The organism is Flavobacterium sp. 140616W15, from assembly GCF_003668995.1.
Classification (GTDB): domain Bacteria; phylum Bacteroidota; class Bacteroidia; order Flavobacteriales; family Flavobacteriaceae; genus Flavobacterium.
Genome location: NZ_CP033068.1, coordinates 2,096,118 through 2,114,841, shown reverse-complemented (window position 1 = coordinate 2,114,841; position 18,724 = coordinate 2,096,118). Strand labels below are relative to the sequence as shown.

The 18,724-nt window shown below is 33.8% G+C and carries 10 protein-coding genes; 9 read left to right on the top strand and 1 reads right to left on the bottom strand.

Annotated elements, in window-relative coordinates; all coding sequences use genetic code 11:
• Positions 1–194: 194 nt before the first annotated feature.
• The 9 genes from EAG11_RS08900 to EAG11_RS08860 all read left to right on the top strand — a co-directional run bounded on the left by EAG11_RS08900 (position 195) and on the right by EAG11_RS08860 (position 17,910).
• The gene (locus tag EAG11_RS08900; protein ID WP_129538879.1) at positions 195–1,205 is read left to right on the top strand and encodes a LacI family DNA-binding transcriptional regulator; all 1,011 of its coding nucleotides are present in this window, start codon (positions 195–197) and stop codon (positions 1,203–1,205) included.
• 297 nt (positions 1,206–1,502) lie between these two features.
• The gene (locus EAG11_RS08895) at positions 1,503–4,592 is read left to right on the top strand and encodes a SusC/RagA family TonB-linked outer membrane protein (protein ID WP_129538878.1); all 3,090 of its coding nucleotides are present in this window, start codon (positions 1,503–1,505) and stop codon (positions 4,590–4,592) included.
• Positions 4,593–4,608: 16 nt separating this feature from the next.
• The gene (locus tag EAG11_RS08890; protein ID WP_129538877.1) at positions 4,609–6,123 is read left to right on the top strand and encodes a SusD/RagB family nutrient-binding outer membrane lipoprotein; all 1,515 of its coding nucleotides are present in this window, start codon (positions 4,609–4,611) and stop codon (positions 6,121–6,123) included.
• A gap of 640 nt (positions 6,124–6,763) precedes the next feature.
• Positions 6,764–8,752: a glycoside hydrolase family 2 protein gene (locus tag EAG11_RS08885; protein WP_242499311.1), complete on the top strand. Its 1,989-nt coding sequence runs from the start codon at positions 6,764–6,766 to the stop codon at positions 8,750–8,752.
• A 289-nt stretch (positions 8,753–9,041) separates the two neighbouring features.
• Entirely contained in the window at positions 9,042–11,318 is a 2,277-nt protein-coding gene (locus EAG11_RS08880; protein WP_129538876.1) for a GH92 family glycosyl hydrolase, read from the top strand.
• A gap of 369 nt (positions 11,319–11,687) precedes the next feature.
• Complete coding sequence (locus tag EAG11_RS08875) at positions 11,688–13,973, top strand: GH92 family glycosyl hydrolase (protein ID WP_129538875.1); 2,286 nt, start codon at positions 11,688–11,690, stop codon at positions 13,971–13,973.
• Positions 13,974–13,977: 4 nt separating this feature from the next.
• Complete coding sequence (locus EAG11_RS08870; RefSeq protein ID WP_129538874.1) at positions 13,978–15,438, top strand: glycoside hydrolase family 125 protein; 1,461 nt, start codon at positions 13,978–13,980, stop codon at positions 15,436–15,438.
• 246 nt (positions 15,439–15,684) lie between these two features.
• A complete protein-coding gene (locus tag EAG11_RS08865; protein ID WP_129538873.1) occupies positions 15,685–16,587 on the top strand; it encodes an ROK family protein in 903 nt (300 codons plus the stop codon).
• A gap of 318 nt (positions 16,588–16,905) precedes the next feature.
• Complete coding sequence (locus tag EAG11_RS08860) at positions 16,906–17,910, top strand: isoaspartyl peptidase/L-asparaginase family protein (protein WP_129538872.1); 1,005 nt, start codon at positions 16,906–16,908, stop codon at positions 17,908–17,910.
• 104 nt (positions 17,911–18,014) lie between these two features.
• Here the strand turns inward: EAG11_RS08860 and EAG11_RS08855 are convergent, their stop codons facing one another.
• Complete coding sequence (locus tag EAG11_RS08855) at positions 18,015–18,623, bottom strand: YkgJ family cysteine cluster protein (protein WP_129538871.1); 609 nt, start codon at positions 18,621–18,623, stop codon at positions 18,015–18,017.
• Between the last annotated feature and the right edge of the window lie 101 nt (positions 18,624–18,724).

Below are 18,724 nucleotides of genomic sequence, written 5' to 3'. Positions count from 1 at the left end.
TAAAGAGGTGAACTGTAACTGTAACTGAATACTAATTAATCAGTAAATGCTTGTGATAGTTGATTAAAATACTGATAAGTGCGTGTAAAATAATGATATGTTTAAAAAAATAATTACAAAATCGTTTTAGTAACTATTTTTATATATATTTGTGATATAATTAATAACAGCTTAATAATAAATTAACTCGCTAAATGAAAAAGATTACAATTAAGGATATTGCCACAGAGGCGCAAGTGTCTATATCTACTGTATCTTTTGTTATTAATGATAAAGGCGAAAAAATGGGTATTAGCCCTGCAGTTATTAAGAAAGTGCAAGAAGTTGCCGATAAGCTTAATTATCGACCAAGTATGATTGCTACGAGTCTTAGAACAGGAAAGACTAGATCTATCGGACTTATTGTTGAAGATATTTCGAATCAGTTCTTTGCAGATCTAGCCAGAGTTATTGAAGATGAAGCTAAAAGTATTGATTATAGAGTTTTTTATTGTAGTACAGGAGGAGATGATGAGCGTTCTGAAGAACTGATACATAGTCTTTTGCAGGCAAATGTTGATGGTTTTATTATAACACCAACAGAAAAGCTTGAAAAAAGTATCGACCTGCTTTTAAAATTGCAAAAGCCAGTAGTATTAATCGATAGATATTTTCCAGGTCAAAAAGTGAGCCATGTGGTTATGGATAATTACGAAGGTTCTCATTCTGCAACTAAATATCTATTAAATAAAGGAAGAAAAAATATTGCTGTTGTTAATACTAATTCAGGAATGATCCAGATGAAGTTGAGAGAAGATGGATATAGGGATGCCTTAAAAGAGGAAGGTATTTATAATGAGTCTCTTGTTCTTCATATGGATTACAATAGCAGCGAGGAAAATAAAATTGCTGATATATTTAGTTTTTTTACAAAGAACCCAAAGATAGATGCCGTATTATTTTTGGCGAATTACATGGGATTAGCAGGTCTTCAGGCTTTTAGAGGTATGAAGTTTAGGATTCCAGAAGATGTTTCGGTTATAAGTTTTGATGATCACGATAGTTTTCGATTACATACTCCAACCATATCAGTTATTGCACAGCCAATTAAAGAAATAGCCGAAAATGCAATAAAATTATTGATGGATCAAATGACAGGGATTAAACCTTTTGTTATTGAAGGAATACGTAAAAAAGGAAATTTAATAATAAGAGAATCGGTATAATATGACACCGTTTTCAAAAAAAAGAATTAAGGGAACTTTGTTTTTTTTTGCTCTTTTTACTAAATCGTTTTAGTAGGTTTTGATTTATCAAAAAAGAGGAATCGTTAAATTTTTTTGATCTGTTTACTATATCGATTTAGCAAAATAACATAAGTATCAAATTGATGCTAATCAATGACATTCACGGTTCAGGGACTACGGATGACATATTTAAATTGAGTTCCTATTTTTTATTAATATTTTAAAAACAAACAAGTCAAACAAAAATCAAAACAAATAAACCAAAAACAAACGCTTATGAAACAAATTTTAGCAGTGTTAGCGATGGTAATGTTAAGCAGTTTAGGGGCTGTGGCACAAAACCGATCACTAACTGGCGTAGTAGCAGATGCAGATAACAAAGGAATTGTTTCTGCCACCATTAAGGTAAAAGGAAAATCCATTAGCTCTATAACGGATTCTGAAGGGCGCTTTGCAATGACTATTCCAGAAGGAAAGGTTAGTCTAACAGTATCTTCTATTGGATTTATTACACAATCAGTAGAAGTAGGTGAAAGCGAAAAAAATATTACAGTAATACTATCTTCAAGTGTAGAAGAGCTGAAAGATGTTGTGATTACCTCATTTGGAGTTAAAAAACAAAAGAAAAGCTTAGGATATGCTGTTGGAGAACTCAAAGGAGATGATTTAACAAAAACTAAAGAAGTTAACCTAGGAAACGCACTTCAAGGAAAAATAGCAGGAGTAAATGTATCAGCACCTACTTCGGGACCATCAGGATCAAGCCGTGTAGTAATTAGAGGAGCAACTTCGGCTTCGGGACTTAATCAGCCTTTGTATGTTGTAGATGGTATTCCTATTGACAATAGCCAACAAGGAAATGCTAATATGTGGGGTGGAGCAGATAAAGGAGATGGTATGTCTTCATTCAATCCAGATGATATCGCATCTATGTCTGTTTTAAAAGGGAGTGCTGCATCGGCACTTTATGGATATAGAGGATCAAATGGAGTTATCTTGATCACAACTAAAAAAGGTAAAGCTGGTAAAGGAATAGGAGTTGATTTTAGTACGAATTCTACATTTAATACTCCTGTAAATCTTTTAAAATGGCAAGATCAATATGGAACAGGAGAACCTTTAAATGGTATTCCTACCAGATATAATAATTTACAACAGCTTAGAGATAAGTATTATAACGCTTGGGGAGATAAATATGATGGTACGCCTTCACTTTCTCTTGATGGAAAAACTCGACCATATCAGGCATACGGTAAAGATAACGCAGATAATTTTTACAGAACAGGATATTCTTTTAGCAATACTTTAGCAGTGTCTGGAGGGAATGAAAATACAAATTTCAGATTGTCATTTGGAAATACAAAAGATGAGTCAATCTTGCCAGGAACAAACTTTAGAAGAAGTAATGTTGCTTTAAATTTGAACTCAAGAGTAAATGAAAAGATAAGTATTGAGGCCAATGCGCAATACATTGCTGAAAAAAGCCACAACAGACCCTATTTGAATGATTCTCCTAGAAACGCATCTTACCCTATTACTTTTTTATCACCAGCAACAGATATTAGATGGTTAAGTAATGGATATGATGCAAATGGAGGTGAAGCAGATTATTTTGGAGCTAACACCTATCAAACCAATCCTTATTTTGCTACGCAGGAAGATCTGAATAATGATCTTAGAAAACGTTTTATTGGTTCTACTAAAGTAAATTATAATATTACAGATAAAATTTACGCTAAAGCGGTGATCGGTATAGATGATATTAATTACGAATATACTGAAATTGAGCCTACAGGAATTAACTATCTTCCAGGAGGATCTTATGAAAACAGAGTTGAAACCCGTTCAGAGGTTAATGCATCTGGTTATTTAGGATATAAAGGCGATATAGCAAAAGACCTTACATTGGATGCTTTTGTTGGGGCAAACCGTCAGCATAACAGATTTAGCGGTATTAAAATGAAAGGGAATAACTTTATTGTACCGTTTAAATATTTTTATGGAAATACTATGCCAGACAAAACAGAGAAATTGTACTCAGAAAGTGAAGTAAACTCTCTTTTTTATTCTGCTGATTTAGGTTATAAAAATTTCTTATTCTTAAATGTAACTGGTCGTGAAGATTGGTTTTCGACTTTAAATCCGGAAGATAATAGTACTTTTTATCCGTCTGTGAGTACGAGTTTTGTTTATTCAGAAGTTATTGATTTTCCTGAGTGGATGTCCTACGGTAAAATTCGAGCAGGTTGGGGTAACGTAGGGGGAGCATTACCAGACGCATACGCTTTAGCTTTAACATATACTGCGCCAGATGGACAAACAGATTCACAAGGGCAACCAATTTTAGGAGTTAATGGAGAAACTGTTCCAAATAAATATTTAAAACCATATAATGTAAGTACAATCGAATTTGGTTTTGAAAATACATTTTTCAATAATAGAGTTAGTACAGATTTGACTTTTTACCGTAAGAAAACAACTAACGATATCTCTGATGCCGATATTTCTCAAGCTTCGGGTTATAGAACAACCAAAATTAATGTGGGAGAAATACAAAACCAAGGGGTTGAGTTTGCTGTAAATGTAAAAGCTATAAAAACACCAAATTTTAGTTGGAATGTAGGTTATAATTTTGCTTATAATCAAAGTGAAGTACTTAATCTATCTGATAAAATCAATACAAAAACACTTGAAAGAGATAGAAATTCAAACGCTTTTGTGGTTTTAGAAAAAGGACAGCCTTTTGGAATAATTAAAGCATACGATTATTTAAGAGATGAAAATGGAAAAATCCTATTAAGTTCGGATGGTAAATTCATGAGAGGAGACTTAATTGTAGCTGGACAAGGTGTTGCCCCTACTTCAATGGGACTTTCAAATGATTTTACTTATAAAAATTTGACACTTTCGGTTTTTGTAGATGCTAAATTTGGAGGAGATATTTACTCAGCGACAAACCAAAAAGGAACAGAATATGGATTATCAGATAATACACTTGATGGACGTGAGGGAGGAATTGCAGTAACGGGTAAGGATCCTGCTGGAGGTCCTGTTAATCAGCAAGTTTCGGCTTATGATTACTGGAGAAGTTATAGTGATATAACATCAAATTTTGTTTATAATGCAGATTTTGTTAAGCTAAGAGCTGTTTCTTTAAGCTATAATTTTCCGAAAGCATATCTTGCACATTCACCATTTCAATCTATTAGTTTAGCATTCTCTGCTCATAATTTATGGACAATTTATAGTAATACACCAAATATTGACCCAGAATCAAATTATTCTAATAGCAATGCACAAGGACTTGAAAGAGCATCTATGCCTTTGACTAGAAACTACGGACTAACTCTTAATGTCAAATTCTAATAATAAAAATTGTAAGATGAAAAATAAATATATAAAACTATTTTGTATCGCAATTGTTAGTGCAATGACATTGACAGCATGTGATAACGGATTCGAGGAATTAAATAAGAATCCAAATGCTTTAACAGATCCTGCACCTAAATCTATGTTTACGCTTGCCGAAATATATATCGATGGACAAGATTATTCGAATACAAGAGGAAACAATGGATATGCAGCTCAAATAGTGCAACACTTTGCCTCATTAGGAGGACCAGGTTCAAAATATATCTATGTATCAGAGTATTCAGGCTCTTTATTTGGAGAATCATACGGTAAGGGATTGAATCAAATTTTCCAGTTGTTATCAGTTTTACCAAATACGCCAGAAAATTCAAATATGATTCAGGCATGTAGAATCATGAAAGTATTCATGTTCCAGAAATTGACAGATACTTATGGAGAAATTCCATATTTTGAAGCAGGAAAAGGTTATAATGGGAACATTTTTGCACCTAAATATGATACACAGCAAGCAATCTACAATGATTTATTAAAAGAGTTAGATGAGGCTGGTACTGCATTAGATGCCAATAAAGCTTTTGTAGGTAATGCTGATTTATTTTACCAAAGTGATGTAGCAAAATGGAAAAAATTTGCGAATTCATTGATGTTGAGAGTGGCAATGCGTTTATCTAAAGTAGATCCGGCAAAATCAAAAGAATTTGTAGAAAAAGCAGTAGCTAAAGGTGTTTTTAATTCAAATAGTGATAGTGCAGTACTAAAACATGATTCAGGTCCCGCAGGAGTTAGGACAAACCCTATTACTTCATCTTGGGTTAGAAATGATCTAAATGGAGGAGAAGCTAACGTTAAATACAGTAAAACTTTTATAGATTTATTGAAAAATACAAACGATCCACGTTTAAGAATTTATGCAAAATTAGAAGCTTCAGGAGATAATAATCCTGCTCATCAACAAGGACTTGCAAATGATGCAAAAGAATTCCCAGGTGGTGACAAAAAACTTTTTTCAGACCCAAATACTTCTACCGTATTGCGTTTAGATGCACCTACTTTAATTATGTCTTATGCCGAAGTAGAATTTTTATTGGCAGAAGCAGCAGTAAAAGGTTGGAATGTTTCAGGAACAGCACAACAACATTATGAAGATGGAGTAAAAGGAGCAATGCAAGGTTTAACCATTTTTGGAGACAAAGTGCCAGCAGTTACAACAGCAGAGTATGACACATATATTGCGGCTCATCCTTTTAAAGCCACAGGAACAGAGGCTCAAAAAATAGAGCAGATTATAACTCAAAAATGGATTGTTTTATTATTTAATGGTTTCGAAGCTTTTTCTGACTGGAGAAGAACAGGATATCCAGTTTTAGTACCAGTCAATGATCCTTTAGGTGATACTAATGGTATTATTCCAAGAAGATTAATATACGATCAAACTGAGTTAATAACAAATGGAGCCAACTATAAAGAAGCAATACAACGCCAAGGGTTAGACTTAATGACAACCAGAATTTGGTGGGATAAATAATTAATATTGGTTAGGTTAGTTAAAATAAGTCGGGTAGGAGGGTACCTCCCGGCTTATTTTTAAGATTTTATTTTGATTATATAAAAAAACAGTTGTTATAAAGAGGTTAATATATTGTTTTTTAGTACCTTTTTTTTGCAAACAGTGAAATTGCTTTTGCTGAAAAAAATGGAATTACTTTTAATATAACTTAAAAATGGATGATTGATTTTTTGAGCAATCTAAAATCTATCCCGATAGCAATCCTACGGTAAGGACACAAATAGTATAAATAAATTTAGAACACGAATTTCACTAATTTACACTAATATTAATGGCTAACTTAGTTTGTGAAATTAATTTCACAAACTAATTCGTGTCAATTCGTGAAATTAGTGTTTGCTTTTTAGAATTATGTCCAGATGGTAGAATAGCTATAGAAACTAAAATAAATTTATTAAAGTTTGGCAGCTGTAAAAAAGAATATGTGTTTGGATATTTTTGTTAGTTACTTTAATTCTAATACATAAAACTTAAAAGAGAAGGAATTAATTGTGGAGGGCAGTTATCCTTCTCCTCTGCCAACGCTTAATGACCATTGCTCTTTAGAAAAACACACTTAAAAAATAGACCTAAATAATAATTTTATTACACAGTAAAAATGGAATGTAAAAAAAGCTTTTATTGGTTAGTCGGCATTTGTCTTGCAAATTTTTCATTTGCAGTTCGTGCTCAAAATATTGATATAAAAAAAGGCTGGGAATACCGTGAAACAAAAACTGAAAAATGGTATCCAGCAACAGTTCCTGGAGAGATACATACCGATTTGTTAAACAACAAATTAATACCAGACCCATTTTATCGGGACAATGAGAAAAAACTAGAATGGATAGAAAAGAAAGATTGGGAGTATAAAACGACTTTTCAGGTGACTTCAGCAACTTTTAATAAAAAACATACCGAACTGGTTTTTGACGGATTAGATACTTATGCCTCTGTTTATTTGAATAATCAATTGGTTTTAAAGGCAGATAATATGTTTCGCCAATGGAAAGTTGATGTAAAAAAGATAATTAAACCAGGAAATAATGATTTGGTAATCGTATTTAAATCAGCACAAAATGTAGTCGATTCACTTGCAAAAAAAGATTTACCATTTGTAATTCCAGATAACCCTCGTGCCTATGTGCGTAAAGCGCAATATCATTTTGGATGGGATTGGGGACCTAAATTTACTACTTGCGGAATAGTGAAAACTCCACGCTTGGAAGCGTATGATAAAAAAACGCCTGAGAAACCGTATGTACTCAATCGAAAGATAGAGTTGGTACAACAACCAGATAGTTTAGGAAAATCATTTTACTTTAAAATAGATGGGAAGCCAGTGTACATGAAAGGAGCTAATTATATTCCTTCGGATGCATTTCTTTCTAGAGTGACCAAAAAGGAATATGAGAAAGTAGTTGGTATGGCAAAGGATGCCAATATGAATATGCTTCGTATTTGGGGAGGAGGAGTTTATGAAGATGATTATTTTTATGACTTATGTGATAAATACGGAATTAATGTTTGGCAAGATTTCATGTTTGCAGGGACAATGGTACCAGGAGACGACGCTTTTTTCGACAATGTAAAGAAAGAAGTTCAGTATCAGGTAAAACGCTTGCGTCATCATCCGAGTATTGTATTATGGTGCGGAAATAACGAAGCCGACGAAGCATTCAAAAACTGGGGATGGCAAAAAAGTATGAATATGTCCAAACAAGATTCGACACGATTATGGAAAGATTACGTTCGTTTGTTTCAGGATAGTATCCCAAAATGGGTAAAAGAAGTCGATAATAAAAGACCATATATTAGTTCATCACCATTATTTCATTGGTCAAAAGAAAAAAGCATAACTGAAGGAGATAGCCATTATTGGGGAACTTGGTGGGGATTAGAAGATGTAGAAGCAGTACAGAAAAAAACAGGACGTTTTGTGAGTGAATACGGAATGCAGGCGATGCCAAATTATTCGTCAATCGAAAGATTTACGTTGCCAGAAGACCGATATTTATATTCCGATATTTTGCAAGCGCATCAAAAAGCTGGAAAAGGATTCATGAAATTAGATTCTTATTTAAATCGTTATTTTATAGATTCGACCAAAATAAAGAAAATGAATGTCGAAGATTATACATACCTCACACAATGTTTGCAATATTATTCGCTGAAGAACATTATCGGAATTCACCGTTCTAAAGCACCTTATAATATGGGAACATTGGTTTGGCAGCTTAACGATTGTTGGCCTGTTGCAAGTTGGAGTGTAACTGATTATTACGACCGTCAGCCAAAAGCAGCTTGGTACGCCATGAAAGAAGCCTATCGTGATGATATTAAACCTGAAATTGATTTAACACGTCCGATAGATTTAAAGTTAGAAGATCCACAAATCACATGGAAAGTACAAGGAAATAAACTGATTTTAAAAGCTTCAAAATTTGCAAAATATGTAAATGTTTCCATAAAAGGATACACAGGCAAATGGAGTGATAATTATATCGACTTAAAAGCAGGAGAAGAAAGAACAATTACATTCGAAGGAAAAATAGTAAAACCAGAGGTTAAGGTTTATTCTCTTTATGATGTTCTTAAAAGGTACTAAGGTTTTGAGGGACAAAGGGACAAAGGTTTCTTGTGTTGCGAATAAAAAAGGTTCAAAGGTTTTCTGTAAAGACGCACCGCAGTACGTCTTCAATAGATGTTAAAGGCTAAAAACTTTGCGAACTCTGCGTATCCCAATAGCTATCGGGACTGTGCACTTTGCGGTTAAATTTTATTGTAAAAAAAGAAACAAATGGAAAAACTTTGCGAACTCTGCGTATCCCGATAGCTATCGGGACTGTGCACTTTGCAGTTAAATTTCACACAATTCAAATAAAAAAATAGAATAGATGTTTAAAAAATATAACAAAATAGCTTTTAGCGGTATTATCGCTTTAAATCTATTTTTTGCCAATCCTGCGATTTCACAGGAAAAGAAAGCAAAACAAAGCAGTATAGATTACACTAAATATGTAGATCCATTAATAGGATCTGCAGGTCACGGACATGTATTTGTGGGAGCTAATGTTCCTTTTGGGGCAGTACAATTAGGACCAGTAAATGTTTTTGAAGGTTGGGATTGGTGCAGTGGATACAATTATGCAAGTAATACCATATTAGGATTCACACATACCCATTTAAGCGGAACAGGAATTGGAGATTTAAACGATATTCTTTTGTTACCAGTTTCAGGAAAAGTACCGCTTACCAAAGGAACAAAAGAAGATATGGTAACCGGTTATGGATCTTATTTCTCTCATAAAAATGAAGTAAGCAAAGCTGGATATTACAGTGTTTTATTGGATAAATATAAAATTAAAGCAGAGTTAACAGCAAGTGAAAGAGTAGGTTTTCATAAATATACATTTAATACCACTACAGATAATCACGTTTTATTAGACCTTGCCGATGGTGTGGGATGGGATAAACCAGTAAAAACATTTATAAAAAAGATAAACGAAACAACCCTTGTAGGATATAGATATTCTACAGGTTGGGCTGCTGATCAACGTATATTTTTTACCATTGAATTCTCTGAGCCAATTACTAATATGGCATTGTACGACAACACAACTGCTGTTGCAGGAAAAGAAGGAGAAGCGGTAAGAATGAAAGCTGTTTTAGATTTTAAGACTTTAAAAAACAAGCAAGTTTTAGTAAAAGTCGGAATTTCTCCAGTAAGTTATGAAAACGCTTCTGCGAATATTAAAGCGGAGATTCCAAATTGGGATTTTAATGCAGTAGTAAAAGAAGCGACTTCAAAATGGAACAAGGAATTAAATAAGATACAGATAAAAGCAGATGATAAAACAACGAAAGTTTTTTATACAGCAATGTATCATACCATGTTTGCACCATCAATTTTTAATGATGTAAATGGAGATTATAGAGGGACAGACAAAAAAGTATACGAAAAAGCAAATTTCACTAATTACACTACGTTCTCACTTTGGGATACGTATCGTGCTTTGCATCCTTTATATACAATTACGCATCCAGATAAAATTAATGATATCGTTAAATCATTTTTGGCTATCTATGAGCAACAAGGAAGATTACCCGTTTGGCATTTGATGGGGAATGAAACCAATACAATGAACGGGAATCACTCGATTGCAGTTATTGTTGATGCTTATATGAAAGGATATAGAGACTATGATGTGGCATTGGCTTATGAAGCCATCAAAAAAACAGCGATGCAAACGCGTGAGGGAATGGATTATGTTCAAAAACTAGAATATATTCCTGCGGATAAATTACTGGAATCAGTAGGGAATGCTTTAGAATATGCTATTGATGATTATTGTATAGCACTAATGGCAAAGTCATTGGGTAAAACAGATGATTATAACTATTTCACTAAAAGAGCCAATTTGTACAAGCTTTATTTCGATAAAGAAACTACATTTATGAGAGGGAAATTAACGGATGGAAATTGGAGAACACCATTTAATCCGCTTTCATCAGCACATCGCAAAGACGATTATGTAGAAGGAAATGCATGGCAATACACATGGTTAGTTCCACAAGATCCTTATGGTTTAATAGAATTATTCGGTAGCGAAGATAAATTTTTAGCTAAGTTAGATTCGCTTTTCCTGATAACAGACAAAGTAGAAGGCGAAGAAATATCACCAGATATTAGTGGATTAATTGGACAATATGCACAAGGAAATGAGCCAAATCATCATATTCCATATTTGTATGCATACGCAGGGCAACCATGGAAAACGGCTAAGCTAATCCGTGAAATTGATGATAAATTCTACTCAACAAAACCAGACGGATTATGCGGAAATGAGGACTTAGGGCAAATGTCGGCTTGGTATGTATTTTCATCAATGGGTTTTTATTCTGTTAATCCAGCAAATGGAATTTATGTTTTAGGAAGTCCGTTAGTAAACACAGCAACAATTCATCACAAAGAAGGGATTTCATTTACATTAAAAGCAATAGATAATAGCAAAACTAACATCTATATCCAAAAAGCAGAGTACAACGGAAAACCATATACAAAATCATACATCACGCATGATATGATAGTAAAAGGAGGAGAATTAAAACTGTATATGGGAAGTAAACCATCGACGACTTTTGGAGTGAAAAAAGAAGATAGGCCGCTTTAACAAGTTTTCAGGTTTCAGTCACAGTTTTCAGTTTTCTAAAAGGTTTTTAACCCTGAAGCTTCAGGACTGTTAGGTATGATTTTAGGTTTAAGGCGGTTTTGCCAAAGTTGGTCTGCTCATTTTTGTCATTTCGACGAAGGAGAAATCTCCGCGAGAAGCTCGACAAAGATTAGACTTTCATTGCGGAGTTACTTACGGAGATTTCTCCTTCGTCGAAATGACAAGTTTGGGATTATTTTGCGTAAAACTAAAGTTCCTTACAGTCTTGGTTTAAAACTTTGACATAGCTTAGCCAATCGAGATTTACATTTTATAAAGAATAAAATACCTAACAGGTTTTAAAAACCTGTTAGGATAACAAGACATCATATGAAAATAAAGAGTTTAATTTTTTTAGGAGTATTACAATGTTGCATTTTTGTAAATGCACAAGTTAAAACCTTAGATCCAGTAGAATATGTAAATCCATTAATGGGAACACAATCTTTACATAGTCTTTCTAACGGAAATACCTATCCTGCAATTTGCCGACCATGGGGAATGAACTTTTGGACACCACAAACTGGAAAAATGGGTGACGGATGGGCGTATGTTTATACAGCCGAAAAGATAAGAGGATTCAAGCAAACACATCAGCCTTCGCCTTGGATGAATGATTATGGACAATTTTCGATCATGCCAGTAACAGGGAAACTAACTTTTACAGAAGACGAAAGAGGAAGTTGGTTTAGTCATAAAGCAGAGGTTTCAAAGCCCTATTACTATAGTGTATATTTAGCCGATTATGATGTAACGACCGAAATTACAGCAACAGAAAGAGCAGCACATTTTCAGATTACATTTCCAGAAAATGAACAATCTTCTATCGTAATTGACGCATTTGATAAAGGATCTTATATTAAAATAATTCCATCAGAGAATAAGATTATAGGTTATACAACTCGTAATAGTGGTGGTGTTCCAGAGAATTTTAAGAACTATTTTGTATTGCAATTCGATAAACCGTTTTCTACAAATTATACATGGCATGATAAAGTTCTGGAAAAAGACAAACTAGAATTAAAAGACAATCATGTAGGCGCAATAGTTGGTTTTAAAACTAAAAAAGGAGAGAAGGTAAATGTAAAAGTATCATCATCATTTATTAGCATAGAACAAGCAGAACTGAATTTGAAGAGCGAGTTAGGAAAAGCAACTTTTGATGAAACAGTAACGGAATCAAAACAAGAATGGAACAAAATTTTAGGAAAACTAACAGTAGAAGGAGGTAGCGACGAACAGTTAAAAACGTTTTATTCTTGTTTATACCGCACTGTTTGTTTTCCACAGAAACAATACGAGATAGATGGCAAGGGAGAAATTGTGCATTATAGCCCTTATAATGGTAAAGTATTACCAGGATATATGTATGCAGGAACAGGTTTTTGGGATACATTCCGTGCCTTATATCCATTACTTAATTTAGTTTACCCTTCTATAAACAAAGAAATGCAAGAGGGGTTAATCAACGATTACAAAGAAGGTGGGTTTTTGCCAGAATGGTCAAGTCCAGGATTCAGAAATGTAATGGTTGGAAATAATTCGGCATCTGTTGTGTCTGATGCTTATATCAAAGGATTACGAGGATATGATATCAATAAATTATACGAAGCTTTACTGCATGGAGCCAATAACGAAGGTCCGATTGAAGCAGTAGGAAGAAAAGGAGTTGCATATTACAATACTTTAGGCTATGTACCTTATGATGTTAAGATTAACGAAAATGCAGCTAGAACACTAGAATATGCCTACGATGATTTTACCATTTGGAAATTGGCGAAAGCCTTAAACCGCCCCAAAAAAGAAATCAGTTTGTTCGAGAAACGAATGATGAATTATAAGAATCTATATAACCCATCCATCGGATTAATGAGCGGAAGAAATAAAGATGGAAGTTTCCCGAAAAATTTCAATCCGTTTAAATGGGGAGATGCATTTACGGAAGGGAATGCATGGCATTACAGCTGGAGTGTTTTTCATGACATAAATGGTTTAATAGACTTAATGGGTGGAGAGAAAAAATTCACGGCTAAATTAGATGCCGTATTCACCACTCCACCAGTTTTTGACGATAGTTATTACGGGGCAGTTATTCATGAAATCCGCGAAATGCAAATCATGAATATGGGACAATATGCACATGGAAACCAACCCATTCAGCACATGATTTATTTGTATAATTATGCGGGGGAACCTTGGAAAACACAATATTGGTCTCGTGAAGTAATGAATCGTTTGTACAAGCCAACTCCAGATGGATATTGTGGAGATGAGGATAACGGACAAACATCGGCTTGGTATGTGTTTTCTGCGATGGGATTCTATCCAGTTTGCCCGGGTACAGACGAATATGTTCTGGGAGCACCATTATTTAAAAAAGTAACATTACAGTTAGAAAACGGAAAGCAGCTTATTATAAACGCTCCAAATAATTCAGAAACGAATAAATATGTTCAGGATTTAAAATGGAATAATGCAACTCATACCAAAAATTATATCAATCATTTTGACGTACTAAAAGGTGGCGAATTAAATTTTGATATGAACAGCAAACCTAATTTACAAAGAGGAACTTCAGCAAGTGCCTATCCATATTCTTATTCAACTTCAAAATAATACTATGCAATCACGTAGAAAATTTATAAAAAATACAGGAATTTTTTCAGCAGGATTATTGGCACTCCAAACAGATGTTTTCGGAATGCAATCGGATGCGTTCAATTTTGCACTAAAAGATTTTATTACTAAAAGACCACCATTAGCCGAAAGAAAATTTACAAGTAAAGCAATTGAGGCAGCAATTGTAAGAATCAAAAAACAAATAGCAAACCCAGAATTGGCTTGGTTATTTGAGAATTGCTTTCCTAATACATTAGATACAACTGTTGATTTTGAAATCATCGATGGTAAACCAGATACTTATGTAATTACAGGAGATATTGATGCGATGTGGCTAAGAGATAGTACAGCACAAATTTGGCCATATATCCCGTTTATAAAGGAAGATAAAAAACTAGCTGAATTGGTTAAAGGAGTAATCAACCGCCAAACAAAATGTATTTTATTAGATCCTTATGCAAATGCTTTTTACAAAGATTTTAATCAGGTAAGCGAATGGAAGAACGACATGACCAAAATGCAACCAGGTATTCACGAGCGCAAATGGGAAATTGACAGTTTATGTTATCCAATAAGACTGGCACACGGATATTGGAAAGAAACGGGAGATATAAGTTTGTTTGACAGTAAGTGGAAAGAAGCGATGCTTTTGGTACTGCAAACTTTTAAAGAACAACAACGATGGACGGATAAAGGGCCATACAATTTCCAGAGAGTAACAGCTTGGGCTACCGATGGAGTACCATTAAGCGGTTATGGATATCCTGTAAAACCATGCGGATTGATTGTTTCGACTTTTAGACCAAGTGATGATAGTACGTTATTTGGATATTTGATTCCGAGTAATATGTTTGCCATCGAAGTACTTGGATATCTTCAGGAAATTTTCTCTTTGCCAGCATTAAAAGACAATGATTTAGTTGCTAAAGCAAAAGAATTACAGGGGCAAGTTCAGAAAGGATTAGAAGAAAATGGAATCATCGAACATCCAAAATTCGGAAAAATTATTGCTTTTGAAGTTAATGGATATGGAAGTTTCCATATGATGGATGATGCTAATGTTCCCTCATTATTATCATTGCCGTATTTAGGAGCTATTGAGCCAGATAGTCCATTATATTTGAATACACGTAAAGTAGTACTTTCAGACAATAATCCGTTTTTCTACAAAGGAAAAGCAGGAGAAGGCGTAGGAGGACCACATACTGGAACAGATACCATCTGGCCTATGAGTATAGTTTTGAGAGCGATTACTAGTGTTGATGAAAAGGAGATAAAAGCATGTATTAGCAATTTAATAAAAACAAATGCCGATACAGGATTTATGCACGAGTCATTTCATAAAGATGATGTTACCAAGTTTACCCGAAAATGGTTTGCTTGGGCAAATACATTGTTTGGAGAAATGATAGTACATACCAGTATCCATTATCCTCAGATTTTAAAAGATAAAAATATCTAAAAATAGTTACCACTAAGAGATTAAGAAAAATTAAGTTTTTAAAATCTCTATAACTGGTGATAAAAAAAATAAAAGCTAAAAATATACCATTAAGAAATTAAGAAAATTAAGTTTTTTAAAATTTAAGAAAATATTTACCCTTAAGAGATTAAGAAAAATTAAGCAGCCAGACTTAATAATCTTAATTTCTTAATGTTGAAAAACAAATCTTAATCTCTTAATGGTTCAATTCCAAAATAAAAAAGAATGAATAAAACATATGCCGTTGGATTAGACATTGGGGGCACACATATTACCGCAGCGGTTATCGATATAAAAGATATGAAAGTGATTGATTTTTCATTGCATAAAGAGTCATTTGATTCTAATTTGCCAGTAGAAGAAGTAATGACTATATGGGAAAAAGCAATTCGTACTTCTATCGAAAATTCAAAAGTAGGAAACACAATAGGATTAGCAGTTTGTATGCCAGGACCATTTGATTATAACAATGGAGTTTGCTGGATAAAAGGACAATCTAAATATGAACACTTTTATGGTTTAAATGTTAGAGATTTATTTAAAGATAAATTGAATCTTTCCAATGAATTTCCAATTCTTTTTGAGAATGATGCCGTTTGTTTTGGTAAAGGAGAAGTTTTTAAAGACGCTCATAATCTTTCTAAAAAAGTAATGGCAATCACGCTTGGTACCGGACTTGGCGCTTGTTTTATAAATAGGGGAGAGTCAATTAGTACAGGAGATTTAGTACCAAAAGATGGTGAAATATACGATCTTCCGTATAAAGAAGGAATAGCTGAAGATTATGTTTCTGCACGCGGACTTATAGCTGGTTATTTCGCTTTAAGCGGAAAAAAAATTAACAATGGTCTAGAGCTTTTTAATCTGGCTATAACTGGAGATACAATGGCTAAAAAAGTTTTTGAACAAATGGGAGAGGATTTAGCAGCAATTGTTCTTCCGTGGTTAGATAATTTTTCTGTTGATAGTTTTATTATAGGAGGAAAAATCGCAAATGCCAGTGAATTTTTCTTACCAGCTTTCAACCAAAAAATTAAAGAAGCAGGAAGTGATGTTGCAGTTTCAATTTCTACAGACAATGAAATAGCTGCTTTATTGGGAGCTAGCAGTATGCTTTATAAATCGTAGTTTTGATTATATTAGTTGTTTTTTTCTGCCACAGATTAAAGGATTAAAAAGATTTATTGATAAGAATTTTTATCCTGCAAGTTTTTTTCAATCTTGTAGGTTTGATTTTCAATATTTATAAAGTTATGATTAAGTAACTGTTTTTTACCATATAAATTACTTAAGGGAGTATACGTTTTCTAAGCAGTTTACTTTAATGAGCTTATATCACTTATATGGTTTAAATTTATTTTAGTGTTTAATGTAAGAGTAAAATATTTTTTTACAGATTAAAAATCATTTAGAATCCTTTAATCTGTGGCAAACAAAATAATAGATATGACAAATTCAAACCGCAGAAATTTCATAAAAACAGCAGCTATAGCTTCAGTAGCTGTAGCCTTGCAATCTTTCAATTCAGATTCAAGAGAGGAAGAAAAAAATATAGTATCTAAGAAAGTAAAGAAACCAATTGTGCTTTCTACATGGAAGTTTGGAATTCCTGCAAATGAAGCTGCTTGGGAAGTATTAAAAAGTAACGGAAGTGCCTTAGACGCTGTTGAAGCAGGAGTTAAAATCCCCGAGGGAGACCCAAAAGAAAGAAGCGTAGGTTATGGCGGACGTCCAGATAGAGATGGTCGGGTTACGCTGGATGCTTGTATCATGGATGAAAATGCTAATATTGGTTCCGTTGCTTCTTTAGAATATATAAAACACCCAATTTCGGTAGCAAGAGCCGTAATGGAAAAAACGCCTCATGTAATGTTGGTCGGAGATGGAGCTTTACAGTTTGCATTGACACAAGGATTTAAAAAAGAAAATCTGCTGACAGAAGAGTCGGAAAATGAATGGAAAGAATGGCTGAAAGATAGCAAATACAAACCCATTGCCAATATTGAAAATCACGATACTATCGGGATGATTGCTCTGGATGCCAATGGAAATCTGTCGGGAGCATGTACCACCAGTGGAATGGCTTTTAAAATGCATGGGCGTGTTGGCGATTCTCCAATTATCGGAGCTGGTTTATATGTTGATAATGAAATTGGAGCAGCAACTGCAACAGGACATGGCGAAGAAGTAATCCGAATTTCGGGTTGTCATCTTGTTGTAGAGTTAATGCGACAAGGAAAATCACCTCAAAAAGCCTGTGAAGAAGCAGTAGCAAGAATCGTAAAATTAACCAAGAACAGAAACAAAGATTTAAAGGATATTCAGGTAGGATTTATAGCCTTGAATAAAGCAGGAGAATATGGTTCTTATTGTATTCAAGGAGGTTTTAATTATGCAGTTTATGATGACACAGGGAATAAATTAATCGATGCCGATTATTTCCTAAAGTAAAATAGTAATTAGCTCACGAAGAGTTAATTGTTTTGTAATGCGCAATAGTCTTTAGACTTTGCGCATTTTTTGGTTTAGATAATATAAGATTTGTAGATACATATCTAAGCAATATTTTCCAAACCTCCCGGAAAAGGTCTGTAGGCATAATAATGCAAGACTTCCTCGATAGCCATTTTTAGCGCTTCGTTTATAGGAAGCAAGGTAATTCCCATTTTAAGATCAATTTGTGCCAGACGCATATAATAATCAGTAAAAATTGGAACGTTTTTCCCTTTATTGATTAATTCTTCGGCGGTTTGAAAGTTTTCTTGTTGTTCTTCTTTTATGATTTTGCAGGTTGCTAATCGTAATTTTCCATATTTATCCGTGTTTGCTGCATAACCAAAAAGACGGCATATTAATCCGCGATAGCGATAATTGGTACAATTTCCTTTGTGATGTTCTAAAACAGACAATGGATGGTATAAATGACAATTTTTACTAGAAGAATTATTTAATTGGGCTAAGGTTTCTTCGGCAATACCATTTAAGAATAAATGAAATGCCCAAGGTAAGAATTCTAAAGGAGAGGCATCTATACTTGGGTTTGAACAGCATTTACCACAACCAGCGTTGCAAAACAAATGGGTTTCAGATTTAAAAGCAGTAATTTCAATTTCAAGGCGGTCAAACAATGCTTCAACGAGCCGAACTTTATGTTCTATTGCCATTTTTTTGTGTAAGGTAGGCTAATAGAAATGGCTCATGCTATACTATGCTTTTTTTGTGAATAGTTTTTAAAGGCTTAAAGGTTCTGAGATACTGATTAGCA